Origin of the sequence: Stappia sp., assembly GCF_040110915.1 — a bacterium.
Lineage (GTDB): Bacteria > Pseudomonadota > Alphaproteobacteria > Rhizobiales > Stappiaceae > Stappia.
This window is the reverse complement of the sequence record NZ_CP157793.1, coordinates 4,033,009-4,059,993: the sequence shown is the minus strand read 5'-3', so window position 1 is coordinate 4,059,993 and position 26,985 is coordinate 4,033,009. Positions and strand designations below refer to the sequence as shown.

The following is a 26,985-nucleotide window of genomic DNA, read 5'->3' as shown; positions in this document are numbered from 1 at the left end:
GCCGACCGCCGCCGCGCCTACAGCTTGCCGGTGAGCGCGGCCTCGAAGATCTCGGTCGCACCGTCGACGGTGAGCTCGCGCGGATTGCCGCCCGCGGTCGGATCGACCACCGCCATCTTGGCAATCCTGGCGGTCTGCGTGCCGTCGACCTTGAGCCCGTCCAGCGTGTGCGGCACCTCCAGATCGGCGCGCAGGTCGAGCACCGCCTTCATCACCCCGTCGAAACCGCCGTCGATCCCGAGGAACCCGGCAAGGCGCTCGAACTTCTTCTCGATCAGCGGCCGGTTGAAGGCCAGAACATAGGGCATGAAGACCGCATTGGTCATCCCGTGATGGGTGTCGTAGAGCGCGCCGACGGGATGGGACAGCGCATGGATCGCGCCCAGCCCCTTCTGGAAGGCGACCGCGCCCATGGCGGCGGCCGACATCATGTGACCGCGCGCCACCACGTCGCCGGGCTCCTGGGCCACGCGGCGCAGGTTCTCGAACACCAGGCGCATGCCCTCCAGCGCGATGCCGTCGCTCATCGGGTGGTACATGAGCGAGGAATAGGCCTCCAGGCAGTGGGCGAGCGCGTCCATGCCGGTGCCGACCGTGAAGTAGCGTGGCATGCCGACGGTCAGCTCCGGATCGCAGATGACGATCGCGGGCAGCATCTTGGGGTGGAAGATCACCTTCTTGGTATGCGTCTCCTCGTTGGTGATGACGCCGGCGCGCCCCACCTCGGAGCCGGTGCCGGCGGTCGTCGGCACGGCGACGATGGGCGCGATCCCGTCCGGATCGGCCCGCGTCCACCAGTCGCCGATGTCCTCGAAGTCCCACATCGGCCGCGTCTGCCCGGCCATGAAGGCGATCACCTTGCCCGCGTCGAGACCCGACCCGCCGCCGAAGGCGATCACGCCGTCATGATCGCCGGTACGAAAGGCCTCCACCCCGGCCGCGATATTGGCGCCGGTCGGATTGGGCTTCACGTCGGAGAAGATCCCCGGCGCGAGACCGGCATCGCGCAGGATCTCCAGCGCGGCCCCGGTCATCGGCAGCTTTGCGAGGCCCGGGTCGGTGACCAGCAGCGGCCGTTTCATGCCGCAACTCGCGGCGCATTTGCCCAGTTCGGAGATGCGCCCGGCGCCGAAGCGCACGGACGTGGGATAGGACCAGTTGGCGGAAGGGGTGTCGCTCATGACGGTCAACCTTGAAGCGGAGGAAAAGAGGAAAGAGGAATGCGGCCGGCGAGAGGACGAAGGAGGCCCGCCGGCCGGTGTCGGCCTCCCGTGAGACGGGGCCCGGGGTCAGCCGGTCGACTGGCGCAGGTGATAGGACTTCGGCCGGGTGAGGGCGTAATAGCCGAACTCGGACAGGCCCGCGCCCTTGCCCGTCTCCTTGACGCCGGTCCACACCAGCGCGGGATCGAGATAGTCGCAGCGGTTCATGAAGACCGTGCCCGTCTCCAGCCGGTCGCCGAGCGCGATGGCCGCCGCCTCGTCCGCCGTCCAGATGGAGGCGGTCAGGCCGTAGGGGCTGTCGTTCATCAAGGCCAGCGCCTCCTCGTCGTCGCGCACCTTCATCACGCCGACGACCGGGCCGAAGCTTTCCTCGCGCATGACCGACATCTGGTGGTCGACGTCGACCAGAACCTGCGGCGCGAGATAGGGCGTGCCGGGCTCGTTCGCCGGGAAGCCGGCCGGATCGACGAGCGCCCTGGCGCCCTTGCGCAGGGCCTCCTCGGTCTGCTCGCGCACATGCGCCGCGAAGCGGGCCTGCGCCATCGGTCCGAGCGTCGTCGCCTGGTCGAGCGGATTGCCCAGCGTGAAGCCGCGCGCGATCTCCGCGAGCCCTTCCGCCACCGCGTCGAAGTGCTTCTCATGCACATAGACGCGCTCGATGCCGCAGCAGCACTGGCCGGAATTGAAGAAGGCGCCGTCGGCCAGCCCCTCGATGGCGGCGGCGACGTCGGCGTCCTCGCGCACATAGCCGGGATCCTTGCCGCCGAGTTCCAGCCCGAGCGAGGCGAAGGTGCCGGCCGCGGCCCGCTCGATGGCGCGCCCGCCGGCGACCGAGCCGGTGAAGTTGATGTGGTCGATCCTGCCCGAGCCGAGCAGCTTTTCCGTCTGGCCGTGGGTGAGCACCACGTTCTGGAAGACCCCCTTCGGCAGGCCGGCCGCCTTGAACGCCTGGTCCAGGCGCTCGCCGACCAGCAGCGTCTGCGCGGCGTGCTTGAGGATCACCACGTTGCCGGCGGCGAGCGCCGGCACCACCGTGTTGATCGCCGTCATGAAGGGATAGTTCCACGGCGCGATCACCATGACGATGCCGAGCGGCTCCGGCTTCACGTGGCGGGTGAAGCCCGGGCGATCGGTGTGACGGCGGGGCGCCAGCGCGCCTTCAGCGATCTTGAGCATGTAATCGGTGCGCTCGCGGGTGCCGCCCATCTCGCCGCCGTAGCGCACCGGCCGGCCCATCTGCCAGGCCAGTTCCGGCACGATCTCGTCGTTCATCGCCTCCAGCGCGTCGATGGCGGCGGCGACGGCGGCGCAACGCTCGGCGAGCGGGCGGGCGGCCCAGTCCGCCTGTGCCGTGCGCGCCGCCTCGACGGCAGCGGAGAGCGCGGCGTCGCTGGTCGCGGGGCGCTCGGCATAGACCGACCCGTCGACCGGGGAAATCAGCTTGATCGTGTCCGACATGATTCACCTGTGAAAACGAAGGCCGCGCGAAAGGCGCGGCGTTCGGGACAAAACAATTCGGGCGCGGGCGACCCGCGCCGGTTCAGCAGCGTTCGAAGCCGCGCGCGATCTCGTAGTCGGTCACCACGCGGTCGAATTCCTCCTGCTCCCACTCCGCGGCCCGCACGTAGTGGTCGATGACCCCCTCGCCGAAGGCCTCGCGCAGCATTTTCGACGCCTTGAGCGCCTGCGTGGCCTCGCGCAGGGTGCGCGGCACGTCCTGCAGGCGTTCGGCCTGATAGAGATCGCCGGTGACCGGCGGATCGAGCGGCAACTCCTCCTCGATGCCCCGCAGTCCGGCCGCAAGCTGGGCGGCCAGCGCCAGATAGGGATTGAGGTCGGAGCCGCCGATGCGGCATTCGACGCGGATCGCCGGCGAGCCCTCGCCGCACAGCCGGAACCCGGCGGTGCGGTTGTCGATCGACCAGGCGGTCTTGGTGGGCGCGAAGGTGCCCTCCTGGAAGCGCTTGTAGCTGTTGATGTAGGGCGCCAGGAAGTAGGTATAGTCGGGCGCGTATTTGATCAGCCCGGCGACATACTGGCGCATCATCCGCGACATGCCGTGTTCGGCCTCGCGGTCGAGGAACAGGCTCTCGCCGTCGAGCGTCCACAGCGACTGATGGATGTGGGCCGACGAGCCGACCTTGTCGCGATGCCACTTCGGCAGGAAGGTCACCGCCCGGCCCTGCTGCCAGGCGATTTCCTTGGTGGCGTGCTTGGCGATGGTGTGATGGTCGGCGCACAGCAGCGCGTCCTCGTAGCGGATGTTGAGCTCTTCCTGGCCCGTTTCCGCCTCGCCCTTGGTGTTCTCCACCGGAATGCCGGCGGCATAGAGGTGGTTGCGCAAGGGGCGCATCACCGCCTCTTCCTTGGTGGTCTGGAGGATGTGGTAATCCTCGTTGTAGCCGGAGATCGGGCGCAGATCGCGGAAGCCGGTCTTCTGCAGTTCCTCGAAGCTCTGCTCGAACAGGAAGAACTCCAGCTCGCTGGCGGCCATGACCTTCAGCCCGCGCGCCTCGAAGGCCGCGATCTGGCGCTGCAGGATCGCGCGCGGCGAATGCGGCACGGAGTCATGGGTGTGATGGTCGAGCACGTCGCACAGCACCATGGCCGTGCCCTCCAGCCACGGCACCCGGCGCAGCGTGGCGAGATCGGGCTTCATGACATAGTCGCCGTAGCCACCGGCCCAGCTCGTCGCCCGGTAGCCCTCGACCGTGTACATCTCCAGATCGGTCGCCAGCAGGTAATTGCAGCAGTGGGTTTCCTTGTAGGCGTGATCGACGAACATCTGCGCGTGGTAGCGCTTGCCCATCAGCCGGCCCTGCATGTCGACGAGGCAGGTGAGCACGGTGTCGATCTCGCCGTCTGCAACGAGGCGGGAAAGCTCTTCGAAGGTCAATGTGCCAGCCATGGAGGGTGTCGTCTCGTGTTCGGGTCGCCGTCAGGAAAAGACGAACCGCGTCCTTGAGCGAAGCGGTTCGCCGGCTCGCGCGGGGCGGCCCGGCGGCCGCCCCGGCATCGGATCAGGTATAGCGGTAGGGCCGCCCGGCCTTTTCCATGTCGTCGTTGTACTTCTTGATGATCGACACGACCTTGGCCTTGACCTCGGATTCGGCGGCGATCTCGTCCCAGAAGTCGCGCGCGGCGCGCTCCACCTGGGCCCATTCGGCATCGGGGATGGAGGTCAGTTCGAGCTTGGTACCGTTGACGCGCAGGTTCGCCTCGCCGCCCCAGTACCACCACTGGCGATAGTAGTGCGAGGCGTCCATGGCGAGCTGGAGCATGGTCTTGAGATGCTCCGGCAGCTCGTTCCAGCGCTCCATGTTGGCGAAGAACGATCCCGCCCAGGCGCCCGAGATGTTGTTGGTGAGGAAGTAGTTGGTCACGTCGGCCCAGCCCACCGTGTAATCCTCGGTGATGCCCGACCAGGCGATGCCGTCGAGCTCGCCGGTCTGCACCGCGACCTCGATGTCCTCCCAGGGCAGCGTCACCGGCACCACGCCGAACTGCGCCATGAAGCGCCCGGCGGTCGGGAAGGTGAAGACGCGCTTGCCCTTCAGGTCCTCCAGGCTGCGGATCGGATCCTTGGTGGCGAAGTGGCACGGATCCCAGGCGCCGGCGGAGATGTGCTTGACGCCGACCTTGGCGTATTCCTCCTCCCAGATCTCCTTCAGGCCGTACTGGTTGAACAGCACCGGCACGTCCAGCGAATAGCGACTGGCGAAGGGGAAGTAGCCGCCGAAGACGGTGACTTCCGTCGGCGAGGCCATGGAATCGTCGTCCGACTGCACGGCGTCGATGGTGCCGCGCTGCATGGCGCGGAACAGTTCGCTCGTCGGCACCAGCTGGTCGGCGAAGAACAGCTCGATCTCCATCTCGCCGTTGGCCGCCTTGTTGAAGGCGTCGATATGCGGCTTGATCACATGCTCGGCGAGCGCCGGGCCGGCGTAGGTCTGCAGGCGCCACTTGAGCGGCGCCTGGCCGACGACGGCCGGCGCGGCGAGCGTCGAGGCCCCGGCGGCCGCCACGGTTCCCAGGCCGGCCTTCTTGAGAAAATCGCGTCTGTTGGTCATGGCTTCAGTCCCCTTTTTCGTGTGTTCCTGGATGCGGATTGCAGCCCTTGCGGCTTTCTTGGTCTTGTCACGCGCCAAGGCGTGAGGAGTGTGGCACCGATGTCTCCCGCTGTGCTCCGTCCCGGTCCTTGCGGACCTTCGGTGCCGGTTGCGCGCTAGCGACCATAGACGACCTCCGGCAGCCAGAGCGCGATCTGAGGAAAGATCATGATGAGCGCCAGCGCGAGCACCATCACCAGAACGAAGGGCGCGATGGAGCCGTAGATGTCGCGCAGGCTGATTTCCGGCGGCGCCATGGCGCGCATCAGAAACAGATTGTAACCGAAGGGCGGGGTCATATAGGCGATCTGCGTCGTCACCGTGTAGAGCACGCCATACCAGATCAGCACCTTCTCCGGCGGAATGCCGAGATCCAGCGTCGCCACCAGCGGAACGTAGAGCGGCGCGACGATCACCAGCATCGCCGTGTCGTCGAGGAAGGTGCCCATCACCAGGAACGACAGCTGCATCAAGATCAGGATCATCCAGGGCGACAGGCCGAGCTGATCGGTGAACAGATCCTCGATCGCCTTGACCGCGCCAAGCCCGTCGAACACCGCGCCGAAGCCCAGCGCGGCCAGGATGATCCACATGAACATGCAGGAGATGGCGAGCGTCTGGCGCACGCAGGTCTCGAACACGGTCCAGGTCATGCGCCGCTTCGCCACCGCCGCCAGGAAGGCCGTCATCGCGCCGATGGCCGAGCTCTCCACCAGCGATGTCCAGCCGTTGACGAAGGGCACCATCATCGCGGCGAAGATGACCAGCGGCAGCAGCCCGGCGCCGAGCAGGCGGATCTTCTCCGGCATCGGCACGTCGCGTTCGGCCTTGGGCAGGGCCGGTCCAAGCGCCGGATTGAGGCGGCAGCGCACGTAGATGTAAACGATGAACATCGTCGCCATCATCAGCCCCGGCACGACGCCGGCGAGCCAGAGCTGGCCGACGGGCGCGCGCGCGATCATCGCGTAGAGCACCAGCACGACCGAGGGCGGCACCAGGATGCCGAGCGAGGATCCCGCCTGGATGACGCCGGTGACCATGCGCTTGTCGTAGCCCCGGCGCAGAAGCTCGGGCAGGGCGATGGTGGCGCCGATCGCCATGCCGGCGACCGACAGGCCGTTCATCGCCGAGACCAGCACCATCAGCCCGATGGTGCCGATGGCGAGCCCGCCGGAGACCGGGCCCATCCAGACGTGGAACATGCGGTAGAGATCGTCGGCGATCTTCGATTCCGACAGCACGTAGCCCATGAAGATGAACATCGGCAGCGTCAGCAGCGGATACCATTTCATCAGCTTCATGGCGGCGGAAAAGGGAATGTCCGACCCGCCGGTGCCGTAGAGCGTGAGGGCGGCGATCGCCGCGATGCCGCCGATGGCGCCGAAGACGCGCTGACCCGTCATCAGCATCAGCATCATCGAGGCGAACATCAAAAGCGCGATCATCTCGTAGGACATCACACCTCCTCCCCGCGGATGCGCAGGATGTCCTTGAACAGCTCCGAGACGGCCTGCAAAAGCATCAGGAAGAAGCCGAGCACCATGATGAATTTCACCGGCCACAGATAGGGCCGCCAGGCGGTCGGGCTGCGTTCGATGTAGCCCATGACCTCGCCGGCCGCCTCGGGACCGCCGGTGACGAAGGCGACGATCAGGTCCTTGTAGAAGACGAAGGGCTCGGAGCCGAAGTAGCCGAGCGAATAGGCGCCCGAGCCGAGGCCGCCGTAGAGCAGCACGCCGAGGTAGAACATCAGGACGAAGACCGTGAAGGCGTCGACCCAGGCCCGCTTCTTGAGCGACCAGGTGGCATAGAAAAGGTCCATGCGCACGTTGGCCTTCATCTGCATGGCGTAGGGACCGCCGAGAATGTAGTAGGCGACCATCGCGAATTGCGCGAGCTCCAGCGTCCACAGCGAGGGATTGAAGGCCGTCTTGGAGATCGACGACCACAGCAGGATCGCGACCATCACGAAGATGCCGTACATGATGATCCGTCCGAGACGACGGTTGAAGGCGTCCACCGCGCGGATGTAGAGCCGCATCGCCTTACCCATGGCGCGCCCCGTCCGTCGCCCCGTCCGCCGCGACGTGCCGCAAAGGAGCGGCCGCCGGCACGAGATCCGCCAGGCCGGCGCGGATCGCCCGGGCGAGCCGGTCCGCCCACAAGATCGCCTCGGCGTCGCCCGGCACCTCGTCGTTGCGGATCTCGACCATCGCGCAGGCAAGCCCGCGCGCCTCGCCGTGCCGCGCGAGCGTGTAATAGACCCCGTCGGCCGGACGATACGGTTCGTTGTCGCCCACATGCGGCACGCCCTGAGCCACGAGATCGGCGATCATGGCGTCCGCGAGCCGCCGGTCCGCGTTCGACAGGATGCCGATGGGCCAGGGACGGGCGACGCCCTTGTAGACCGGTGTGAAGGTATGGATCGACACCAGCACCGTCGGCAGCCCCTCGGCGGCGCGCCGGTCGAGCAGACGGTCGACCGTCTCGTGAAACGGCGCATGCGCCAGCGCGATTCGCGCGGCGCGTTCCGCCGGCGGCAGATCGCGGTTGCCGGGAACGGGCGTCGTCTCGCTGATTTCGGGAATGAGATCGGGGGCCGCGACGTCGCGATTGCAGTCGATCACCAGCCGCGACAGGTCCGGATAGACGAGCGGCGCGTCGAGGTCGCGGGCCAGATGCCGCGACACCTCCAGCGCGCCCGGATCCCAGGCGATATGCGCGCGCCGCGCATCCGCGTCGAGCCCGAGATCGCCGAGCGGTTCGGGGATCCGGTTCGAGGCATGATCGCACAGCAGCACGACCGCGCCGCGCCCGGCCGCGTTTTCGCTCACGATCACGCCGTCCCCCGCGGCCGTCGCTCTCGGCTCCATCTCACCCCCCTGGCTCACCCCCTGGTCCGCCGCCGCCCGGGAAGGCGGCCGGGCAGGGCGATGGCGCGGCGCCGATCGGCTGCCGCCTTGTTCGATTTGTTACAAAATTGCGTTGATATTGTTCTTCTGTATGATTTGATACACAGATACGACCGATGTCAATCGGCTTTCGTAACGGGAGGCGGCACGACCGACATGACCCAGTCCCTGGCCGAGGACATCCGCGAGCGGCTCGACAGTTTCACCGCGACGGAGCGCCGGGCCGCCCTTGCGCTGCTCGCCAATTATCCGGTGCTCGGGCTCGGCACGGTGGCGCAATTCGCCGCCGCCGCCGGCGTGTCGTCGCCCACCATTCTGCGTTTCGCCGCCCGCATGGGCTTCTCCACCTATGCCGCGCTGCAGACCCGGCTGCGCACGGAACTGGAAGACCAACTCAAGTCGCCGCTCGCCCGCGCCCGGGACGGCGGTCACGCCCGCGAGCCGGGCAGCCTCGATCTCGCGGCGGCGGCGGAAGCCAACATCGCGGAGACCTTTCGCCATCTGCCCGAAGCGGAGCTGGAGGCCGTGGTGCGGCTGATCGGCGACGAGCGGCGCACGCTCTATCTGCTCGGCGGACGCTTCACCGACGCGCTGGCGCGCTACATGGCCGCGCATCTGCGTGTTCTGCGCGGCCGCGTCGTGCATGTCGCCGGGCAGGAGGGCAACTGGCGCGACCATCTCGTCGACATGACGCGCAAGGACGTGCTGATCGTCTTCGACATCCGCCGCTACCAGGCCGATCTCGCACGTTTCGCGCAGGCCGCCTCGGATCTCGGCGTGTCCATCGTGCTGATCACCGACAGCTGGCTGTCGCCCATCGCCAGCGTCTCGACGCATGTGCTGCCGGCACGCGTGTCGGTGCCCTCGCCCTGGGATTCGGCCGCCGCGCTGATGGTGATCGCGGAAACGCTGATCGCCGGCGTGACCACCGACCATCCCGAGCGCAGCGACCGGCGCATGTCGATGCTGGAACGCTACCGCGACGCCGACGATCCCGAACGACGCCCGGCCCCGGCACGCGAGCCGGGCTGAGCGCGCCAGCCGGGATCACGCGCAAGGGCGGACCCACGCCACCGCCTCGCGCACGGCCGACATGAACAGCAGCAGATCGGGCGCATGCGCTTCTTCCGCCCGCGTCGAGATCCCCACCGGGCCGAGCGTGATCGCCGTGTCGACCGGCAGCGCGACAAGGGCGCCGTCGGCGAGGTCCCCGGCGACCACCCCGTGCGAGATGATCCAGACCGCGTCGGTGGACCGCGTGAAGGCGCGGCCGAAGGCGTTGGACACCGTCTCGATGCGGCGCGGCAGGGGGCCGAGCCCGTTGGCGACCATCAGCCGTTCGACCAGCGGGCGGATCGCCGCCGTGCGGCTTGGAAAGAGCACCGGATAGTCGGCCAGACGCGCCAGATCGGGCGCCGCGCACAGCGGATGGCCCGGGCGTACCACGAAGGCGACCTGCTCGCTGTAGAGCTGCTGGAAGCTCAGCCCCTGCATCGCCTGCGGCTGCCCGAGCCGGCCGACGACGACGGTCAGCGCGCCGCTGCGCAGCTGGTCGAGCAGATGGCCGTTGGGGCCGGTCACGATCTCCAGCGTCGCCCCCCGGCCATGCTCCAGATGCAGCTCCGCCGCACGTGGAATGATGCTCGCCGCCACGCTCGGCAGGGCGCCGACCCGCAACAGCCGCTCGCTGCCCATGCGCGCCTGCTCGATGCCGTCGAGCCCCTCGCGCAGGGCCGCCACCGAAAGCGCGGCGTAATGCTGGAAGATCTCCCCCTCCGCCGTCAGCGCCACGCCGCCGCGGCCGCGCTCCATCAGCACCGTGCCGAGCAGGGTCTCCAGCTCCTTCAGCGTCTTGGAGATGGCCGGCTGGGTGACATTGAGCGCGTCGGCCGCGTCCGTCAGACTGCGCCGGCGGGCGATCTCCAGAAAGGCCTGCAGGTGGCGTAGCTTGATCCCGGCGCCCATGGCCATGGTTTGCATCTCTTCAGGTTATGCGAATCCGAAAAATTCTCATTTTACATTACCAATTCGACCAATCATGCTGCAAGTCGACACAACGAGGGGATACGGCGTGAAAGCTGTCAGGCGCGACGGGCGCATTCTGCATGCACATCACAGGCCGGCGGCGCCGGGTCAGGCGACGCTCGCCTTTTCCAATTCACTGGGCACGGATCTGCGGATCTGGGACCGGGTCGTCGCGGCGCTGCCCGACACGCTCGGCCTGCTGCGCTACGACACCGCCGGCCACGGCCTGTCGCCATCGGGCGGCGAGATGAGCATCGAGGACCATGGCGCCGATCTCGTCGCGCTGCTCGACGCCTTCGGGATCGACCGGGCCGCGATCGTCGGCCTGTCGGTCGGCGGTCAGATCGCCCAGGCGGTGGCGCTGTCCGCGCCCGAGCGGGTCGCCGGCCTGCTGCTCTCCAACACCGCGCCGAAGATCGGCACGGCGGAGGCCTGGGGCGCGCGCTTCGCCGCCATCGGCACGGGCGGCATGGAGGCGATCGCCGACGCCACCATGGAGCGCTGGTTTTCCGAAAGCTTCCGCACGGCCAATCCGGACGAACTGCTCCTGTGGCGGACCATGCTGACGCATACGCCGGCGCGCAATTACATCGATCTGGGTCGGGCCATCGTCGGTTGCGACTTCACGGATCGGGTCGCGACAATCGCCGCGCCGACGCTGTGCCTCGCCGGCGGAGAGGATCTCGCCACGCCCCCCGCCGTGGTGAAGGCGATGGCCGAGGCGATCCCAGGCGCGCAGTACCGCGAGATCGCCGGCGTCGGTCACCTGCCCTGCATCGAGGCGGCGGAGGAGACGATCCTCGCCATCGCCGATCTGCTGAAGGAGGTGGGCCGATGAGCGAGGACGATCCGCGCGAGGGCGGTCTGGCGACGCGGCGCGCCGTGCTGGGCGAGGCGCATGTGGCGCGCGCGCAGGCGGGCACCACCGAGTTCGACGCGCCGTTTCAGGATTACATCACGCGCGGCGCCTGGGGCACGGTCTGGGCGCGCGACACGATCAGCCGGCGCGAGCGCTCGATGATCACCATCGCGCTGCTGGCCGCGCTCGGCCATGACGAGGAACTGGCCATGCATTGCCGCGCGACGGCGCGCACCGGCGCCAGCCGCGACGACATCTGCGAGGCGCTGCTGCATGTCGCCGTCTACGCCGGGGTGCCGGCCGCCAACCGCGCCATCAAGATCGCCAAGGCCGTGTTCGCCGAGATGGAGACCGGCGAGGCGACCGCGACCGAGGGAGAGACGACCAGGCCATGACCGCACCCGAGACCGACCGGGATTTCTACCGGCGCGACCGCGCCGCGCACCCGACACCGCTTGCGCCGACCTACAAGAGCACCGTGTTGCGCGCGCCCTTCCGCCCGCTGCACGCGGTGGAACAGAGTGCGCTGGAGCGCAGCGGGCCGACCTTCGGCCGCGCTGCGCTCGGCCCCGTCGACCACGATCTCATCCGCAACGCCGCGGTCGACGGCGATGCGCTCGGCGAGCGCATCTATGTCCACGGCCGGGTGCTCGACGAAAACGCGCGGCCCGTGCCCAATGCGCTGATCGAGATCTGGCAGGCCAATGCCGCCGGGCGCTACGCCCACGTCAAGGACGGCTACCTCGCCCCGCTCGACCCGAATTTCTCCGGCTGCGGGCGCTGCATGACGGATGCGGAGGGGCGCTATCTCTTCCGCACCATCAAGCCCGGCCCCTATCCCTGGCCGAACAACGGCTCGGACTGGCGGCCGGCGCATATTCACCTCTCCGTCTTCGGCGAGGCCTTCACGCAGCGGCTGATCACGCAGCTCTACTTCGAGGGCGATCCGCTGATCCCGCTGTGCCCGATCGTCAATACCATCCCCGATCCGACCGTGATCGAGCGCCTCGTCGCGCGGCTCGACATGAAGAACCAGGAACCCTTCGACTGCCTAGCCTACCGCTTCGACATCGTGTTGCGCGGCCGCCGGCAGACGCATTTCGAAACCAGACCGGAGGGCGCGTGATGCGTGACGACAGGCTCGGCGAAACCCCGTCGCAGACGGCGGGACCCTATGTGCATATCGGCACCGTGCCGCAGGCCATCGGCCGCGCAGCACTCCCCCATCAGCCCGGTCCGCGGATCAAGAGCGACACGGGCCCGAGGATCGTTTTGGAAGGCATCGTGTACGACGGCGCCGGCGTGCCGGTGCGCGACGCCATGCTGGAGATCTGGCAGGCCGACGGCCACGGCCGGGTCGGCCCGCACGGCCTCTTCGCCCGCGCGGCGAGCGACTTCGACAGCGGTCTCTTCCGCTTCGAGACGGTGCGGCCGGGCGCGCATGCCGACGGCCATGCCCCGCATGTGGCGCTGCTGATCTTCGCGCGCGGCATCAATATCCATCTGCACACGCGGATCTATCTTCCCGAGGATCGCGAGGCGGTGCACGCCGACCCCGACCTCAAGCGCCTCGACCCGGCCGCGCGCGACGGGCTGATCGCCGTCGCCGATCCGGACCGGCCCGGTACCTACCGCTTCGATGTCCATCTTCAGGGGCCGAAGGAAACGGTCTTCTTCGACATCTGACCCCGCCGAGCGACCCGATGACCGCCCCGCTGACCGGAGCCCCGCCATGGCGCTGACGCCGCTTGCCTCGCCGCTCTATGCCGATCTCTTCGGCGATCCGGAGACCGCCGCGCTGTTTTCGCCCGAGGCGGAAATCGCGGCGCTGATCGAGGTGGAGCGGGCGCTCGCCGGCGCGCAAGGGGCACTCGGCGTCATTCCTTCGGAGGCGGCGGCGGCGCTCGAGGCCGCCTTGCGGGAGGCGCGGGTCGACCCGGCGATCCTTGCCTCCGGAACCGGCTCGGCCGGCGTCGCCGTGCCCGCGCTGGTCGCCCAGCTTCGGAGCGCGTTGCCGCGCGCCGCCGCCGATTACCTGCATTTCGGCGCGACCTCGCAGGACATCGTCGACACGGGCACGATGCTGCGCGCAGGCCGCGCGCTGGCGCTGTACGAAACGCGCCTCGAGGCGCTTCTCGGCCTCCTGGTCCACCTTGCCCGGACCCATCGCGCGACCGCCATGGCGGGGCGCACGCGCGGGCAGGTCTCCACGCCGGTGAGCCTCGGACTGCGACTCGCCAACTGGGCCTTGCCGCTGGCCCGCGCCCGCGTCGCGCTCGCCGCGCAGCGCGAGCGGCTGCCGGTGCAACTCGGCGGCGCCTCCGGCGATCTGTCGGTGCTGGGCGAACGCGGCGCGCACGTGCGTGAGGCGGTCGCGCATCGTCTCGGCCTCGCGCCGTCCCTGCCGTGGATGACCGATCGCGCGCCGGTGCGCGCACTTGGCCAGATCTGCATCGACCTGACGTCGGCGCTCGGCAAGATCGGCGCGGATGTGGCGCTGATGACCCGCTCGGAAGCCGGCGAGATGCGGCTTTCCTCCGCCGGCGGCTCCTCCACCATGCCGCAGAAGCAGAACCCGGTGCGCGCCGAAACGCTTATGGCGCTGGCCCGTTTCGTGGCCGGGCTCGCGGGCCAGCTCGCCGCCTCCGGTGTCCATGCGGAAGAGCGCGACGGGGCGGCCTGGATGGGCGAATGGCTGGTGCTGCCGCAGATGTTCGTGGCGACCGGCTCGGCTCTGGAAACCGCGCGACGCCTTGTCGACACGCTCGAACCCCAGACAGACGCGATGACGGCCCGCGCCACCGGCGACGGCGGCCTGCCGCTCGCCGAGACCCTCTCCTTCGCGCTGCTGCCGCATGTGGGTCGCGCGCAAGCCCAGGATCTCGTCAAACGCGCGGCCGCCGACACGCGGACACGCGGCACGCCACTCGTCGAGGCGCTTCGGGCGCTCACCGACGCGCCGCTCGACTGGGACACGCTCGGTGCGCCGCAGGCGGCCACGGAGGCGGCCGCGCGCATGACCGACGCCCTTCTCGCCGAGATCGACGCCCTCGCCGCGCGCTGAAGGCCGTCAGCGCTGACCCTTGAAATAGGGCTTCAGCAGCGCGCGCGGATAATCCACCTTGCGCGCCACCACGACGAGGGCGGCGATCGACAGGAGATAGGGCAGCATCAGGAAGATCTGGCCCGGAACGAAGGCGCCGACCTCGGTCTGCAACCGCACCTGAAACGCGTCGAACGCGCCGAACAGCAGCGCGCCGAGGAGCGCCTTGCCGGGCCGCCAGGAGGCGAAGACGACGAGCGCGATGCAGATCCAGCCGCGCCCGTTGACCATCCCGAAGAAGAAGGCGTCGAAGGCCGACATGGTCAGGAACGCCCCGCCCAGCGCCATCAGCGCCGAGCCGGCCACCACCGCGCCGATCCTCAATGCCATGACGGAAAGCCCCTGCGCCTCCACCGCCGCCGGATTGTCGCCGACGGCGCGGATCGCGAGCCCCAACGGCGTGCGGTAGAGCACGAAACCGACGGCGAGCACGAGGGCCAGCGCCAGAAAGGTCAGCGCCGTCTGCTGGAAGAGGGCGGGGCCCAGAAAGGGCAGATCCGACAGCACCGGGATGTCGAGGGGCGGGAACGCCTCGATGCGCGGCGGCGAGGAGACGTCGGGCAGGGCGGTGCGATAGGTGTAATAGCTGAGGCTGGTCGCGAACAGCGTCACGCCGATGCCCGACACATGCTGCGACAGGCCGAGCGGCACGGTCAGGATCGCGTGGATCAGCCCGAAGAGCGCGCCGGCAAGCGCTGCGACCATCACCCCGCCCCACAGGCCCGCGCCGAGCCAGGCGGCCATCCAGCCGGCCATGGCGCCGGCGGTGAAGATCCCCTCGATGCCCAGATTGAGCACGCCCGCGCGCTCGCAGATCAAGGCGCCGAGCACGCCGAAGATCAGCGGCGTCGCGATCCGGAGCGCGGCGGCCCAGAAGTTCGCATTGAGGAGAATGTCGAGGATCTCGGTCATGCCCCGCCTCCCTTTGCCGACCCGGGGCGGACGAGGCGCACGCGGAAGCGCACGAAGAGCCCGGAGATCAGCACGCAGATCAGTGATGTGGCGACAACGAGATCGGCCAGGTAGTTCGACACGCCGATGGCCCGGCTCATGGAGTCCGCGCCGACGAAGACACCGGCGATGAACAACGCGGCCACCACGACGCCGAGCGGCGAGAGGCCGGCAAGCATCGCAACGACGATGCCGGCATAGCCGAAGCCGGGCGACAGATCGGCGGTGAGATAGCCCTTGAGGCCGGCCACCTCGCCGACGCCGGCCAGCCCGGCGAGCGCCCCGCTCAGGCAGGCGACGCGCAGCACCGTCGCGGTGACGGGAATACCGGCATGGCGCGCGGCCTCCGGGTTCTCGCCGACCGCGCGCGTCTCGAAGCCCCACACGGTGCGCGTCAGCACGATGTGGACGACAAGCGCGGCGACGAGCGCGACGATCAGCCCGGCATGGACGCGCATGCGCTCCAGGAGCTTCGGCAGCATGGCCTCGTCGACGATCGGCTCGGACTGCGGCCAGCCCATGCCCATCGGGTCCTGCATCGGGCCCTCGAGCATCATCTGCACGAAGAGGATCACGACGAAATTCAGCAGGAGCGTCGTCACCACCTCGTCGGCGCCAAGCCGCACCTTGAGAAGCGCCGGCACCAGCATCAGCGCCGCACCCGCAAGCGCGCCGGCGAGCATCACGGCGGGGATCAGCAGCGCCGGCGGCAGGGTCAGCGCGCCGGTGCCGACCGCGACGGCGGCGAGCGCGCCGGCATAAAGCTGCCCCTCGCCGCCGATGTTCCACAGCTTGGCGCGAAAGGCGATGGCCGCCGCAAGCCCGGTGAAGATCAGCGGCGTGGCGCGCGCCAGGAGTTCCGACAGCGCGAACACCGAGCCGAGCGCGCCCCGCGCCATCAGCGCATAGGCCTCCAGCACTGGCGCGCCGGCGGCGGCGATCGGCAGGCTAGCAAGGGCGAGCGCGGCGAGTGCCGCCAGCACCGGCGCGCCGATGCGGCGGCGCGCGGAAATCCGCTCGCGCGGTTCGAAGCGGATCATGCCGCCTCCTCCGGTTGATGGCCGGCCATCATCAGCCCGACGGTGGAGCGGTCGAGCGCCTCGGCCGGCTGCGGCGCGCTCAGGCGCCCGCGATGCATGACGGCGATGCGGTCCGACAGGGCGAAGAGCTCGTCGAGATCCTCGGAGATCAGGATCACGCCGGCGCCGCGTCCGCGCGCCTCCAGCAGACGCCGGTGGACGTCCTCGGTCGCGCCGATGTCGAGCCCGCGCGAGGGCTGGGCGGCGAGCACCACGGTCGGTTCGGCATCGAGCGTGCGGGCCAGCACGATCTTCTGGATGTTGCCGCCCGACAGCAGCCGCGCCACCGCGTCGCCGCCGGGGCAGCGGATGTCGTAGCCGGCGATCGCCTCGCGGGCGCGCGCGGCGATGGCCCCGAATTTCAGAAAGCCGAAGCGCTGGTAGCGGGCGGAGCGCAGCTCCTCGATCACCAGGTTCTCCGCCACGCTCATCGCGCCGACGATGCCGTCCCTGTGGCGGTCCTCGGGAATGCGCGCCACGCCGGCGCGCACCATGTCGGCGGCCGAATGGGCGTGCAGCTCCCGGCCGCTCAGCCGGATGCGGCCCGTGTCGGGCTCCTCCAGCCCGGACAGCAGCCGCGCGAGCATCGCCTGCCCGTTGCCGGACACGCCGGCGATGCCGAGGATCTCGCCGGCCTTGAGTTCGACCGTCAGATCCGTCACGGCATCGCGGCCGTCGCCGCGGCTCACGCCCTCGAGCGCCAACAGCGGCGCGCCGGCGGCCTGCGGCGTGCGCCGGCTTGTCGTGACCGCGTGGCCGACCATGGTTTCGGCCAGCGACTGGCGGTCCCACTCGGCGGTTGGCCGGTCCGCGACCTTGGCGCCCTGGCGCAGCACGGCGATGCGGTCGGAGGCGGCCAGCACCTCGGCGAGCTTGTGCGAGATGAAGACGATGGCGAGCCCCTGGCCGGCGAGCGCCTTGAGCGTTTCGAACAGCGTTTCGGATTCCTGCGGCGTCAGCACGGCGGTCGGCTCGTCGAGCACCAGAACGCGGGCATCGCGATAGAGCGCCTTGAGGATTTCCACCCGCTGCTTCTCGCCGACCGACAGGCGCGAGACGCGCACGTCGAGATCGACGCCGAGGCCGGAGCGCGCCATCAGATCGGCGAGCCGGGCGCGCGCGGAGCGCGAGCCGATGCGCGGCGCGACCAGCGCGCCCGTGCCGAGCACGATGTTCTCGAAGGCGGTGAGGTTTTCGGCCAGCGTGAAATGCTGGTGCACCATGCCGATCCCCGAATCGAGCGCGGCATGGGGCGAGCCGGGTTCGAGCGGCTGCAGCCGCCCCTGCGCATCCGCCACCCACACGCGGCCCGCGTCGGCGACATAATGGCCGAAAAGGATGTTCATGAGCGTGGTCTTGCCGGCGCCGTTCTCGCCGAGCAGCGCGACGATCTCGCCGGCGCGCAGGTCGAGATCGACCGCGTCATTGGCGGTGAGCGCGCCGAAACGCTTGGTGATGCCGTCGAGCGACAGCACCACGGGTGAGCCCGCGTGCGACGCGGTCATGAGATGGCCCCCGAACCCGGATGGAAGAGACGTCAATCGAAAGATCGGCAGCCGCGCCGGCTGACGCGGCCGCCGGCCGCGTTACATGGTCGACTTCGGCTCGGCGTCGTTGACGTTGACGCGGAACAGGCCGTCGAGAATGTCCTGCTCGATCTTGCGGGCCTCGGCCAGCGCATCGGCATCGGCCAGGCTCTCGTCGACGACGAAGCTGCCGCCGCCGTAGCTCATGAAGCTGTACTGACCGTAATCGGCGGGCTCGAAATCGCCGCTCTTCACGTCGGCGACCACGCGCTCGATGGTCGGCCCCATGTGCCACAGCGCGCTTGCCAGGATCGTGCCGGGATAATCGGCCGAGGTGTCGATCACGTTGCCGACGGCGAGGATGCCCTTCTCCTTCGCCGCATCCGACACGCCGAAACGCTCCGCGTAGAGAAGGTCGGCGCCCTTGTCGATCATGGCGAAGGCCGCTTCCTTGGCCTTGGGCGGATCGTACCAGGAGTTCAGGAAGGTCACGAGGAACTTCACATCCGGATTGACCGCGCGCGCGCCGTCCATGAAGGCATGCATCAGCCGGTTCACTTCCGGGATCGCATAGCCGCCGACCATGCCGATGATGTTCGATTCGGTGGCGGCGCCGGCGACGATGCCGGTCAGATAGCTCGGCTCGTGGATCCAGTTGTCGAAAACGGCGAAATTCGGCTGCGCCGGACCGAAGGAGGAGCCCATCAGGAAGGCGGTGTCGGGATATTCCGCCGCCACCTTGCGCGCCGCGCGTTCGACCGCGAAAGCCTCGCCGACGATGAGATCCATGCCGCCCTCGGCATATTCGCGCATGACGCGCTCATAGTCGGTGTTGGCGACGTTTTCGGAGAAGGTGTAGGTGACGTCGCCGCGCGCCTCGGCCGCCGTGAGCGCCTCGTGAATGCGGCCGACCCACTGCTGCTCGACCGGCACGGTGTAGATTGCGGCAACCTTGAGCGGCGCGTCCTGCGCCTTTGCGGGCGCGCCTGCGACGACCAGCGCCACGCCGGCCGCGAGACCGAGCACGGCCCGGCGGCTCCATCCGGCCCACGTCCGGGCCGTCCCATCAAAACCTGTCATCTTGCTCCCCCTTTGCCCCTGGTCATTTGCTCATGGTCCCACGCGGTGGCACCGGCTGTGCGTGCGCATCCGGTTTTCAGCGGACCGTGCCGGCCGAGCGGATGCCCGCCGACCGCGTGTCCGCGCTCTCGCCGACGCGACGGCTCGGCTCCGCGCCCGGCTGTTCGGGGCGGGCGCAGGACAGGCCGCACGCTGCGTCCTGAGGGAAATTGGATCACAGAATGGGCACGCTCACAATCCAGGCAGAGCGCGCCGCATGTCGATTCTCGACCGAATGGACAAGATTTGATCGTTTGGTCAAAATTTGAGCCGGCACCCGACGCCGCCACGGGCAATCGCGCGCCGCCTCAGGATTGGTCTTCGGCACTCTTTCGCGATTTGCGTGCACGCCGCGCGAGGCTCTTCAGGTCGACCACGCCGGTCAACTGCACGAACAGGCCGAAGAGCACCATGCCGACCGTGACCAGCGCGCCGAGCGCGGCGAAGCGGACGAGGAGCGCCGGGGCCTCCAGCCAGGGCGCCAGCAGGATGCCGCCGGCATAGACGCCCGCCCCCATCAGGAGGCTCGCCAGCGCCAGCAGCGGCAGGCGCTTGACGGCGCCGGCATCCATGCGGAAGGCGCCGCGCCGCCACAGGGTCACGGCGAGCAGCGTGCTGTTGACCCAGCCGGCGAGGCTGGTCGCCACCGCGATGCCGACATGGCCGAAGAACGGGGCGAGCGCCAGCGCGCCGACGACATTGACGATCATGCCCACGCCGGCGAACCACATCGGCGTCACCGTGTCCTCGCGCGCGAAGAAGCCGGGCGAGAACACCTTGTTGAGCACGAAGGCCGGCAGTCCGGCGGCGAAGGCGATCAGCGCCGCGGTCGTCGCCTGCGTCGCCGTGGCGTCGAAGGCGCCGCGCTCGAACAGCACCGAGACGATCGCCCCGGGCACCACGATGAGCGCGACGGTCGCCGGCAGGGTCAGCGCCAGCGCGAATTCCATCGCCCGGTTGAGCGTGTGGTTGGCGCGCCCGTCCTCGCCCGAGCGCAGGGCCCGCGACAGGTCGGGCAGCAGCACCACGCCGATGGCGATGCCGACGACACCGAGCGGCAGCTGGTAGATGCGGTCGGCGTAATAGAGATAGGAAACGGCGCCGGCCTGCGCCGAGGCGATGATCGTGCCGACCGCGATGTTGATCTGGGTGATGCCGCCGGCCAGGATGCCGGGCACGCCGAGCGCCCACAGCCGCTTGACCGAAGGGGTCAGGCGCGGGCGCAGCAGCGGGATCGCCACACCGAGGTGGCGCACCGCGCCGAAGACGAGGGCGAGCTGCGCGAGCCCCGCGACCGCCACCCCGCCGGCAAGCGCCATGCCGAGCGTCACGCCCGGCTCCAGCCCCGACCACCAGATGCCGGCGAGCACGGCGATCATCACCACGTTGAGCACCACCGGCGCGAAGGCGGCCGCCGCGAAGCGGCGATAGGTGTTGAGGATGCCGGAGAAGAAGGCCACCAGCGACATGCACAGCAGATAGGGGAAGGTGATGCGCGACAGCAGCACGGCGAGGTCGAACTTCTCCGGATCCTCCGTGAAGCCCGGCGCGAGCACATAGACGAAGGCGGGCATCGCCACCTGGGCCAGCGCGGTCAGGCCGAGCAGCGTCCACAGGAGGGCGGCCATGATCTCGGCGGCGAAGGTGCGCGCGCCCGCATCGCCCTTTTCCTCCACGGCACGGGCGAAAAGCGGCACGAAGGCGGAGTTGAACGCCCCTTCCGCGAACAGCCGGCGGAACAGGTTGGGCAGGCGGAAGGCGACGAAAAAGGCATCGGCCACCGGCCCCGCGCCGACGAAGGCGGCGATCATCACGTCGCGCAGGAAGCCGAGCACACGGCTGGTCATCGTCGCGCCGCCGACGGTGGCGAAATTGCGCAAGAGGCTCACGGGGTGCGCTCCCCCGCCGGCTCTCTCGCAGCGCATGCGATCGCGCTCATGCGGCGCCTGCCGCGCGGCGCGGCCGGCGACGTCCGGTCTCCTCGCCGGCCTCCGCGTCGACCGCGATCTTCAGCCGGTCTCGGATCGCCTCCTGGCGCCCGATGTTGCCGATCTTCTGCCCCGTGAGGTCGGTGACGTAGAACACGTCCACCGCCCGCTCGCCGAAGGTGGCGATATGGGCGGAGTTGATGTTGAGGTTGAGCGCGGAGATCTCCCGCGTCAGGTCGTAGAGCAGGCCGGGACGGTCGAGCCCGGTGATCTCCAGCACCGTGTGCCGGTTGGACAGCGCGTTGTTGACCAGCACCTCGGCCTCGATGCGGAACGCCTTCATGCGTCCGCGCGCGCCCGCCTTGGTCGCGACCTTGCCGGCGACCTGCTCCGGCAGGCGTTCCTCGCCGCGCAGCGCCTGTTCGATCAGCCGGCAGATACGTTCGCCGCGGCGGATCTCGTCGGCGTCGTCGGGCAGTTCGCGGGAGATGAAGATCGTGTCCAGCGCGAAGCCGTCGGTCGTCGTGTCGATCTGCGCGTCGACGATGTTCGCCCCGGCGACGAAACAGGCGCCCGCGATGGTCGACAGCAGCTTGGGATGGTCGGCGGCCAGCACCGTGATTTCCGTCACCTCCTCGAAGGCATGCGGGATCACGCGGGCGGAAAAGCCGGTGCGTTCGTGATCGGCGGCGCGGATCATCTCCGCGTCGGCGATCTTGCGCTCCAGCGGCACGCGCAACCAGTAGGCCGGATAATGCCGCTCCAGATAGTCCGTGCGCGCCGCCTCGTCCCAGGAGGCGAGCGCGCCGGCCAGCTCCGCCTTGGCCGCCGCCACGCGCTGGTCGTGCGGCAACAGGCTGTGGCCGCCTGTCAGCACCGGTTCGCACTCGTAGTAGAGCGTGCGCAGCAACTGCCCCTTCCAGCCGTTGAAGACATTCGGCCCGACGGCGCGGATGTCGGCGACGGTGAGGATCAGGAGCAGCTTCAGGCGCTCCAGGCTCTGCACCTCGCGGGCGAAATCCTCGATGGTCTTGCGGTCGGCGAGATCGCGCGACTGCGCGGTCGTGCTCATGTCGAGATGATGCGCGACCAGCCAGGCGACGGTGTCCGTCTCCGACGACGACAGTCCGAAGCGCGGGCACAGCTTGCGCGCGATGCGGGCGCCGGCGATCGAATGATCCTCGGGCCGTCCCTTGGCGATGTCGTGCAGGAACATGGCGACGAAGAGCACCCGCCGGTTCTGGATCGTCTTGATCAAATCGGTGGACAGGGGATGGTCCTCGCCCGCCTCGCCGCGCTCGATCTCGCCGAGCACGCCGATGGAGCGGATCAGATGCTCGTCGACCGTGTAGTGGTGGTACATGGAAAACTGCATCATCGCCACGACCTTGCCGAAATCCGGCACGAAACGGCCGAGCACGCCGGTCTCGTTCATCTTGCGCAGCACCGTCTCCGGGTCCTTGCGCGAGGTCAGGATCTGGAGGAACAGCCGGTTGGCTTCCGGGTTCTCGCGCACCGCGGCGGTGATCAGCTTCAGCGACCGGCGCACGCGCTTGAGCATCTCGGGATGCAGCATCGCCCCCTGTCTGTCGGCGATGGCGAAGAGGCGCACCAGATTGACCGGGTCCTTCTCGAAAACGCCCTCGTCCGCGATATTGAGCCGGCCGTTGTCTATCACGAAATCGGGATGACCCGACTCCGACCGCCGGCGGCGCACGCGGTCGGTCAGCTGCCCGATCAGCCGCGACAGGGGCTGCGGCTGCTTGGCGTGCTGCTCCTCCAGCGCGGCGCAGAAGATGCGGGTCAGATCGCCCACGTCCTTGGCCACCAGGAAGTAGTGCTTCATGAAGCGCTCGACGTCCTTCATGCCCGGATGCTGGGTGTAGCCGAGGCGCACCGCGATCTCGCGCTGAACGTCGAAGGACAGCCGTTCCTCCGCCCGTCCCGCGAGGAAATGCAGGTGGCAGCGCACCGCCCAGAGGAAATCCTCGCCCTTGCGGAAGCGCTGATGGTCGGCGCGGGTGAAGACGCCCGCCTTCACCAGCCCCGACCCGGAGCGCACGCGATAGAAATACTTGGCGATCCAGAACAGCGTGTTGAGATCGCGCAGGCCGCCCTTGCCCTCCTTGACGTTGGGCTCGACCAGATAGCGCGAGGCGCCCTGGCGGGCGTGGCGGGCATCGCGTTCGGCCAGCTTGGCGGCGATGAATTCCGCGCCGGTGCCGGCGACGACCGTCTCGTCGAAGCGGGTGACCAGTTCGTCGTAGAGGGCCTTGTCGCCCCACACGTGGCGGGCTTCCAGGATCGCCGTGCGGATCGTCATGTCCGACTTCGACAGGCGCAGGCATTCCTCCACGTTGCGGGTGGCGTGGCCGACCTTCAGCCCCAGATCCCACAGCATGTAGAGGATGTATTCGACCACCTGCTCGCCCCAGGGGGTCTGCTTGTAGGGCAGCACGAAGAGCAGGTCGACGTCGGAGCCCGGCGCCAGCGTGCCGCGCCCATAGCCGCCGACCGCGACGACGGCCATGCGCTCGGCCGCGGACGGGTTCTTGACCCGATAGACGTGATAGAGCGCGAAATCGTAGACGACGCGCAGGATCTCGTCCTGCACGAAGCTCAGCCGCCGCGCGCAGAGCGTGCCGCCGCCGTCGTCGAACAGCCGGTCCTCCACACGCTGGCGGGCGTCGCGCATCGCCTCCTTGAGGCGGGCCAGCACCTGCGCGCGCACGCCGGCATCCGACCCGTCGCCGTCGAAGGGCGCGGTCATGGCGGTCAGCTCGTGACGCAGCGCGTCCGCATCGATGAGACCGGCGAAGGTGTCGGCCGTCTTCGTCATGGGGCTCAGTCGATCCTTCCCTTGTGCGATCCGGCCTTGTGCGAGCCGGCCTTGTGCGAGCCGGTGCCGCGCGCCTAGACGCCGTCGCGCGCCGCCGCCGCCCGGACCTGATGCAGCAGATGCCTCAGGCTTTCCGGCGACAGGCCCGAGATCTTCGCCGCCAGCACGTTGGCGAGTTCGGTCGCCTCCGGCGTCAGTCCGCCGGTGTCGATCGACACCTTCGGATCCGAAAGCTCCGCCAGCCGCTGCAACTCCTCCGCTTCATCCCAGATCACGTTGAAGAAGGCAATGATGCGCTGGACCATGAACCAGGTCGGCGTCCCGCGCCGGCCGTGCTCCAGCGCCGACAGATAGGCCGGCGACACCGACAGGGCGGCGGCCATCTGCGACAGGGTCACGCCCCGCTTCTTGCGGTGCTCGCGCACCTTGGCGCCGAAGGGGGTCATCCGCGCCTCCCGGCCGGCGGCGCGAAACGGCCGGCCTTGCGGATGCGCACATAGAGCGCGCCGCCGCCGCCATGGCCGGCATGCGCCTCCTCGAAGCCGACCACGAGACCGCGAAACTCGGGAAACGACAGCCATTGCGGAACCACCCGACGCAGCACGCCGCGCCCCTCGGCCGACAGGCTGCCACCGGCCCCGCCCTTGCCGGTGATCACCAGGACCAGCGACAGGCCCTGCGCCTGGGCCTGGGCGAGAAAACCGCGCAACCGGGTATGCGCCTCGGCCTGGGTCAGGCCGTGCAGGTCGATGCGCGCGTCGATGGCGCGCGTGCCGCGCGCGATGCGCCGCCGGGTGCGCGGCTCGAGCGGCGCGAGCGCCGGCGGCTGCGGCGGTGCCGGGGGTTTTTGCGGGTGAAGCGCGCGCATCGCCGTCGTCGCGCGCGGCGGCGGGGTCGCGCCCAGGGACCGCTCGGGCTCCGCCGCCGGCGCGGGCGCGCTCTCGGCGGAGCGCGGACCGCGATCCTCGGCGAGCGGCGTCACGTCGGCGGTCACCTGCGCCCACAGCTTGCGCTCGTCCGGCGAGGGCAGCCGCGATTTCCGGCGGCGCCCGCTCATCGACCGGCCTCCGGTGCGTCCGCGCCGGCCCCACCCGCATCAACGGGCCCATCAACGGGCGTGGCGCGCGGGAGGAGCACGACCATCTCCGCCGGATGCTGGATCCGCCCGGCCATGGCCCCGGCCAGCGCGCCGGAGCCGAAGAAGACGTCGCCGCGCGCCGGTCCCACGATCGCCGACCCGGTGTCCTCGGCAATCATCAGCCGGTTGAAGGGGCGGGCGTCCGTGCCGTCCGCGAGCGGCAGCCGCGCGGAGACGAAGATCGGCGTTCCATAGGCGTGATGGCCCGCGTCGACCGCGAGGCTGCGCCCGGCAACAAGCGGCAGGCCGGCGGCGCCCACGGGGCCTTCGTCGGGGCCGACCTCCGTCACCTCGCGAAAGAAGATGTAGGAGCGGTTGCGCCGCAGAACGCCGTCGACCTCCCCCGGGTTGGCGGCCAGCCAGTCGCGCAGCACGTCCATGGTGACCGTGCCCGGCTCGGCGAGCCCGCGCTCGATCATCACCCGGCCGATGGCGGTATAGGGATGGCCGGTCTTGCCGGCGTAGCCGACGCGCATCGAACCGCCGTCCGCCAGCCGGATGCGGGCCGAACCCTGGACATGGATGTAGAAGGCGTCGACCGGATCGGCGAGCCAGACCAGTTCGAGGCCCTGCCCGTCGAGCGCCCCGTCCATGATGGCCCCGCGATCCGGCGGCATCTCGAGGCCTCCGTCGGACGTCCTCAGGGCGAAGGCGTGATCCTTCGGAAAGCCGGCCGGCCGGTTGGCGTCGGTGACGGCGACCAGCGCGTCCGGACGCATGAGCAGCGGCGTGCGATGGGTGGCATCGCGCGTGCGCGATCCGCGAAACTCCGGCTCGAAGTAGCCGGTGAGAAACCCGTCCGCCGCGACCCGGTGCGGCGCGAACCAGTCCTCGAAGAACCTCCGGGCGGCATCGGGCGTGCCGGCGCTCGAGGCGGCGTGGCCGGCCTCGCACAGCGCGGGCGCGAAGACCTCGCGCTCCGCCGTGCAATGGCGCAGCAGGGCCGAGAGCGCCGCGCGATGATCGTCGGCGGTCCAGCCGGACAGATCGGAGAAGGCGACGGCGGTGGTCGGGGCGGTTGTTGGGGCGGATGTCATGACGGGGACCCGCTTCGTGGACGCCGGCGCATGCGTGCCCGACAGGGACCAGAGGGCAAGCGCCAGACAAAGGCAGCGGCCCGCCGCCCGCACCGGCCGACAGGCCGGCCCTGCGACCCGGATCGAAATCCGAAACGGAATCCGGGGCGCGCATATCCGCGCGGCCCGGCGCGACGCCTCGGGCGCGCTCCGCGCCACGACGGTCACTCGACGGATTCGGTCGCCACCAGCCGCCAGTTGGGATCGCGCGAGGTCGTGTCGCGGGCAAAGGTCCAGATGTCGGTGACATCGCTGACGGCATTGGGGTCGCCGTCGATGATGCGCCCGTCGCTGTCGCGGGTGGCGGAAATCAGCTCGCTGCGGAACTTCACCGTGACCTGCGCCGTGGTGCCCTTCAGCGCGGCCTCCACGAGATCCGCCTTCTCGATGCCGACGAAGGTGGACTCGATGGTCTCGCCGCGCGATTCGCGGTCGGAGATCGCCGCGACGAAGCCCTCGTAGACATCCTTCGACAGGAGGTTCTTGAGCGTCTTGCGGTCGCCGGCGGCGAAGGCGGTGACGATCATCTCATAAGCGCCGCGCGCGCCCTGCAGGAACGACTGCGGATCGAAGGAGCGGTCGGCGGACAGAATCTGGCGCAGCGCGTCGTTGAGGGCGGAGCCTTCCGGCGCGACCGTCTCGATGGTCGCCGTGCCGGCGGCCGGCTGCTCCTGGCCGGTCGGGCGGCCCTGGCCGGGCAGGGACACCACATTGTCGTCCGACGCCCCCGACGGACGCTCCCGGTCCGCCTCGCGGTCGCGCGCCGAATACGGATCGAAGGGCGGCCGTTCGTGGCCGGTCCGCTTGCCGAGCACGCTGCGCAACCTCAAAAAGATCACGACCGCCAGAACAAGAAAGATGAGAGTGGTGACGTCGAACATGTGACCCATTTCGCGTTCGGCCGATGATGCTCAAGAAGATTACCCGTTCGGCGGCGCGACTGGCCGGATGGACACCGCCGGCACCCCGGACAGGGGATATGTATGCACCCTTGAACCAACATCCAGTCTTCAGCACAAGGGCGCGGATGCGGTTTTCATGCGTGCCCTGCATGAAACGCTCGCATTCCGCGCGCAAGTTTCCTACCTGTCGGAGGCG

The 26,985-nt window shown here is 69.3% G+C and carries 24 protein-coding genes; 6 read left to right on the top strand and 18 right to left on the bottom strand.

The genetic code is table 11. The features are described from left to right. Window positions 1–17 precede the first annotated feature (17 nt). From ABL312_RS18160 to ABL312_RS18130, 7 genes are all read right to left on the bottom strand, one after another. On the bottom strand, window positions 18–1,181 hold the full coding sequence (locus ABL312_RS18160) for an iron-containing alcohol dehydrogenase (RefSeq protein ID WP_349358811.1): 1,164 nt from the start codon (window positions 1,179–1,181) through the stop codon (window positions 18–20). A gap of 108 nt (window positions 1,182–1,289) precedes the next feature. Continuing rightward, complete coding sequence (locus ABL312_RS18155) at window positions 1,290–2,681, bottom strand: aldehyde dehydrogenase family protein (RefSeq protein ID WP_349358810.1); 1,392 nt, start codon at window positions 2,679–2,681, stop codon at window positions 1,290–1,292. 82 nt (window positions 2,682–2,763) lie between these two features. Beyond that, the gene (locus ABL312_RS18150) at window positions 2,764–4,131 is read right to left on the bottom strand and encodes a glutamine synthetase family protein (protein ID WP_349358809.1); all 1,368 of its coding nucleotides are present in this window, start codon (window positions 4,129–4,131) and stop codon (window positions 2,764–2,766) included. Between the two features lie 112 nt (window positions 4,132–4,243). Then, window positions 4,244–5,293, bottom strand: a complete 1,050-nt coding sequence (locus ABL312_RS18145; RefSeq protein ID WP_349358808.1) for a TRAP transporter substrate-binding protein — start codon at window positions 5,291–5,293, stop codon at window positions 4,244–4,246. A gap of 155 nt (window positions 5,294–5,448) precedes the next feature. Further along, window positions 5,449–6,789, bottom strand: coding sequence for a TRAP transporter large permease subunit (locus ABL312_RS18140; protein ID WP_349358807.1), 1,341 nt, complete (start codon window positions 6,787–6,789; stop codon window positions 5,449–5,451). After that, a complete protein-coding gene (locus ABL312_RS18135; protein ID WP_349358806.1) occupies window positions 6,789–7,385 on the bottom strand; it encodes a TRAP transporter small permease subunit in 597 nt (198 codons plus the stop codon). The genes ABL312_RS18140 and ABL312_RS18135 overlap by 1 nt, the downstream gene beginning before the upstream one ends. After that, window positions 7,378–8,205, bottom strand: a complete 828-nt coding sequence (locus tag ABL312_RS18130; protein ID WP_374730149.1) for an N-formylglutamate amidohydrolase — start codon at window positions 8,203–8,205, stop codon at window positions 7,378–7,380. Before ABL312_RS18130 ends, ABL312_RS18135 begins: the two co-directional genes overlap by 8 nt. A 195-nt stretch (window positions 8,206–8,400) precedes the next feature. On the opposite strand from ABL312_RS18130, the gene ABL312_RS18125 reads away from it, so the two are divergent. After that, on the top strand, window positions 8,401–9,276 hold the full coding sequence (locus ABL312_RS18125; RefSeq protein ID WP_349358804.1) for a MurR/RpiR family transcriptional regulator: 876 nt from the start codon (window positions 8,401–8,403) through the stop codon (window positions 9,274–9,276). A 15-nt stretch (window positions 9,277–9,291) separates the two neighbouring features. On the opposite strand, the gene pcaQ is transcribed toward ABL312_RS18125, so the two are convergent. After that, window positions 9,292–10,215 carry a pca operon transcription factor PcaQ gene (gene pcaQ, locus ABL312_RS18120; RefSeq protein WP_349358803.1) on the bottom strand — a complete coding sequence of 308 codons (924 nt, stop codon included), beginning with the start codon at window positions 10,213–10,215 and terminating at the stop codon, window positions 9,292–9,294. Between the two features lie 100 nt (window positions 10,216–10,315). On the opposite strand from pcaQ, the gene pcaD reads away from it, so the two are divergent. From pcaD to ABL312_RS18095, 5 genes are read left to right on the top strand one after another with little or no spacing between them, the layout of a single operon-like run. Continuing rightward, window positions 10,316–11,107 (top strand): 3-oxoadipate enol-lactonase, encoded by a 792-nt coding sequence (pcaD, locus tag ABL312_RS18115; RefSeq protein ID WP_349358802.1) that lies wholly within the window; start codon window positions 10,316–10,318, stop codon window positions 11,105–11,107. Beyond that, window positions 11,104–11,523 (top strand): 4-carboxymuconolactone decarboxylase, encoded by a 420-nt coding sequence (pcaC, locus tag ABL312_RS18110; RefSeq protein WP_349358801.1) that lies wholly within the window; start codon window positions 11,104–11,106, stop codon window positions 11,521–11,523. Before pcaD ends, pcaC begins: the two co-directional genes overlap by 4 nt. Then, on the top strand, window positions 11,520–12,254 hold the full coding sequence (pcaH, locus tag ABL312_RS18105; protein ID WP_349358800.1) for a protocatechuate 3,4-dioxygenase subunit beta: 735 nt from the start codon (window positions 11,520–11,522) through the stop codon (window positions 12,252–12,254). The genes pcaC and pcaH overlap by 4 nt, the downstream gene beginning before the upstream one ends. Then, window positions 12,254–12,814 (top strand): protocatechuate 3,4-dioxygenase subunit alpha, encoded by a 561-nt coding sequence (pcaG, locus tag ABL312_RS18100; protein ID WP_349358799.1) that lies wholly within the window; start codon window positions 12,254–12,256, stop codon window positions 12,812–12,814. Before pcaH ends, pcaG begins: the two co-directional genes overlap by 1 nt. 46 nt (window positions 12,815–12,860) lie before the next feature. Next, on the top strand, window positions 12,861–14,192 hold the full coding sequence (locus ABL312_RS18095; RefSeq protein WP_349358798.1) for a lyase family protein: 1,332 nt from the start codon (window positions 12,861–12,863) through the stop codon (window positions 14,190–14,192). 6 nt (window positions 14,193–14,198) lie between these two features. On the opposite strand, the gene ABL312_RS18090 is transcribed toward ABL312_RS18095, so the two are convergent. The 10 genes from ABL312_RS18090 to ABL312_RS18045 form a co-directional block, all read right to left on the bottom strand. Next, the gene (locus ABL312_RS18090) at window positions 14,199–15,143 is read right to left on the bottom strand and encodes an ABC transporter permease (RefSeq protein WP_349358797.1); all 945 of its coding nucleotides are present in this window, start codon (window positions 15,141–15,143) and stop codon (window positions 14,199–14,201) included. Beyond that, window positions 15,140–16,222: an ABC transporter permease gene (locus ABL312_RS18085; protein WP_349358796.1), complete on the bottom strand. Its 1,083-nt coding sequence runs from the start codon at window positions 16,220–16,222 to the stop codon at window positions 15,140–15,142. Before ABL312_RS18085 ends, ABL312_RS18090 begins: the two co-directional genes overlap by 4 nt. Further along, on the bottom strand, window positions 16,219–17,766 hold the full coding sequence (locus ABL312_RS18080; RefSeq protein WP_349358795.1) for an ABC transporter ATP-binding protein: 1,548 nt from the start codon (window positions 17,764–17,766) through the stop codon (window positions 16,219–16,221). Before ABL312_RS18080 ends, ABL312_RS18085 begins: the two co-directional genes overlap by 4 nt. Before the next feature lie 81 nt (window positions 17,767–17,847). Continuing rightward, window positions 17,848–18,867 carry a BMP family protein gene (locus ABL312_RS18075; protein WP_349358794.1) on the bottom strand — a complete coding sequence of 340 codons (1,020 nt, stop codon included), beginning with the start codon at window positions 18,865–18,867 and terminating at the stop codon, window positions 17,848–17,850. Window positions 18,868–19,214: 347 nt separating this feature from the next. Further along, on the bottom strand, window positions 19,215–20,795 hold the full coding sequence (gene murJ / locus ABL312_RS18070; RefSeq protein WP_349358793.1) for a murein biosynthesis integral membrane protein MurJ: 1,581 nt from the start codon (window positions 20,793–20,795) through the stop codon (window positions 19,215–19,217). A gap of 46 nt (window positions 20,796–20,841) precedes the next feature. Beyond that, on the bottom strand, window positions 20,842–23,673 hold the full coding sequence (locus ABL312_RS18065) for a [protein-PII] uridylyltransferase (RefSeq protein WP_349358792.1): 2,832 nt from the start codon (window positions 23,671–23,673) through the stop codon (window positions 20,842–20,844). A gap of 74 nt (window positions 23,674–23,747) precedes the next feature. Beyond that, on the bottom strand, window positions 23,748–24,119 hold the full coding sequence (locus ABL312_RS18060) for a helix-turn-helix transcriptional regulator (RefSeq protein ID WP_349358791.1): 372 nt from the start codon (window positions 24,117–24,119) through the stop codon (window positions 23,748–23,750). Continuing rightward, the gene (locus ABL312_RS18055) at window positions 24,116–24,730 is read right to left on the bottom strand and encodes a Smr/MutS family protein (protein ID WP_349358790.1); all 615 of its coding nucleotides are present in this window, start codon (window positions 24,728–24,730) and stop codon (window positions 24,116–24,118) included. Before ABL312_RS18055 ends, ABL312_RS18060 begins: the two co-directional genes overlap by 4 nt. After that, complete coding sequence (locus ABL312_RS18050; RefSeq protein WP_349358789.1) at window positions 24,727–25,848, bottom strand: MltA domain-containing protein; 1,122 nt, start codon at window positions 25,846–25,848, stop codon at window positions 24,727–24,729. Before ABL312_RS18050 ends, ABL312_RS18055 begins: the two co-directional genes overlap by 4 nt. A 203-nt stretch (window positions 25,849–26,051) precedes the next feature. Then, window positions 26,052–26,777: a Tim44/TimA family putative adaptor protein gene (locus ABL312_RS18045; protein WP_349358788.1), complete on the bottom strand. Its 726-nt coding sequence runs from the start codon at window positions 26,775–26,777 to the stop codon at window positions 26,052–26,054. Window positions 26,778–26,985: the final 208 nt, after the last annotated feature.

Coding starts and splice junctions, on each gene's coding strand:
- ABL312_RS18160 (WP_349358811.1), bottom strand. CDS start 1,181: ATGAGCGACACCCCTTCCGCCAACTGGTCCTATCCCACGTCCGTGCGC.
- ABL312_RS18155 (WP_349358810.1), bottom strand. CDS start 2,681: ATGTCGGACACGATCAAGCTGATTTCCCCGGTCGACGGGTCGGTCTAT.
- ABL312_RS18150 (WP_349358809.1), bottom strand. CDS start 4,131: ATGGCTGGCACATTGACCTTCGAAGAGCTTTCCCGCCTCGTTGCAGAC.
- ABL312_RS18145 (WP_349358808.1), bottom strand. CDS start 5,293: ATGACCAACAGACGCGATTTTCTCAAGAAGGCCGGCCTGGGAACCGTG.
- ABL312_RS18140 (WP_349358807.1), bottom strand. CDS start 6,789: ATGTCCTACGAGATGATCGCGCTTTTGATGTTCGCCTCGATGATGCTG.
- ABL312_RS18135 (WP_349358806.1), bottom strand. CDS start 7,385: ATGGGTAAGGCGATGCGGCTCTACATCCGCGCGGTGGACGCCTTCAAC.
- ABL312_RS18130 (WP_374730149.1), bottom strand. CDS start 8,205: ATGGAGCCGAGAGCGACGGCCGCGGGGGACGGCGTGATCGTGAGCGAA.
- ABL312_RS18125 (WP_349358804.1), top strand. CDS start 8,401: ATGACCCAGTCCCTGGCCGAGGACATCCGCGAGCGGCTCGACAGTTTC.
- pcaQ (WP_349358803.1), bottom strand. CDS start 10,215: ATGGCCATGGGCGCCGGGATCAAGCTACGCCACCTGCAGGCCTTTCTG.
- pcaC (WP_349358801.1), top strand. CDS start 11,104: ATGAGCGAGGACGATCCGCGCGAGGGCGGTCTGGCGACGCGGCGCGCC.
- pcaH (WP_349358800.1), top strand. CDS start 11,520: ATGACCGCACCCGAGACCGACCGGGATTTCTACCGGCGCGACCGCGCC.
- pcaG (WP_349358799.1), top strand. CDS start 12,254: ATGCGTGACGACAGGCTCGGCGAAACCCCGTCGCAGACGGCGGGACCC.
- ABL312_RS18095 (WP_349358798.1), top strand. CDS start 12,861: ATGGCGCTGACGCCGCTTGCCTCGCCGCTCTATGCCGATCTCTTCGGC.
- ABL312_RS18090 (WP_349358797.1), bottom strand. CDS start 15,143: ATGACCGAGATCCTCGACATTCTCCTCAATGCGAACTTCTGGGCCGCC.
- ABL312_RS18085 (WP_349358796.1), bottom strand. CDS start 16,222: ATGATCCGCTTCGAACCGCGCGAGCGGATTTCCGCGCGCCGCCGCATC.
- ABL312_RS18080 (WP_349358795.1), bottom strand. CDS start 17,766: ATGACCGCGTCGCACGCGGGCTCACCCGTGGTGCTGTCGCTCGACGGC.
- ABL312_RS18075 (WP_349358794.1), bottom strand. CDS start 18,867: ATGACAGGTTTTGATGGGACGGCCCGGACGTGGGCCGGATGGAGCCGC.
- ABL312_RS18065 (WP_349358792.1), bottom strand. CDS start 23,673: ATGACGAAGACGGCCGACACCTTCGCCGGTCTCATCGATGCGGACGCG.
- ABL312_RS18060 (WP_349358791.1), bottom strand. CDS start 24,119: ATGACCCCCTTCGGCGCCAAGGTGCGCGAGCACCGCAAGAAGCGGGGC.
- ABL312_RS18055 (WP_349358790.1), bottom strand. CDS start 24,730: ATGAGCGGGCGCCGCCGGAAATCGCGGCTGCCCTCGCCGGACGAGCGC.
- ABL312_RS18050 (WP_349358789.1), bottom strand. CDS start 25,848: ATGACATCCGCCCCAACAACCGCCCCGACCACCGCCGTCGCCTTCTCC.
- ABL312_RS18045 (WP_349358788.1), bottom strand. CDS start 26,777: ATGGGTCACATGTTCGACGTCACCACTCTCATCTTTCTTGTTCTGGCG.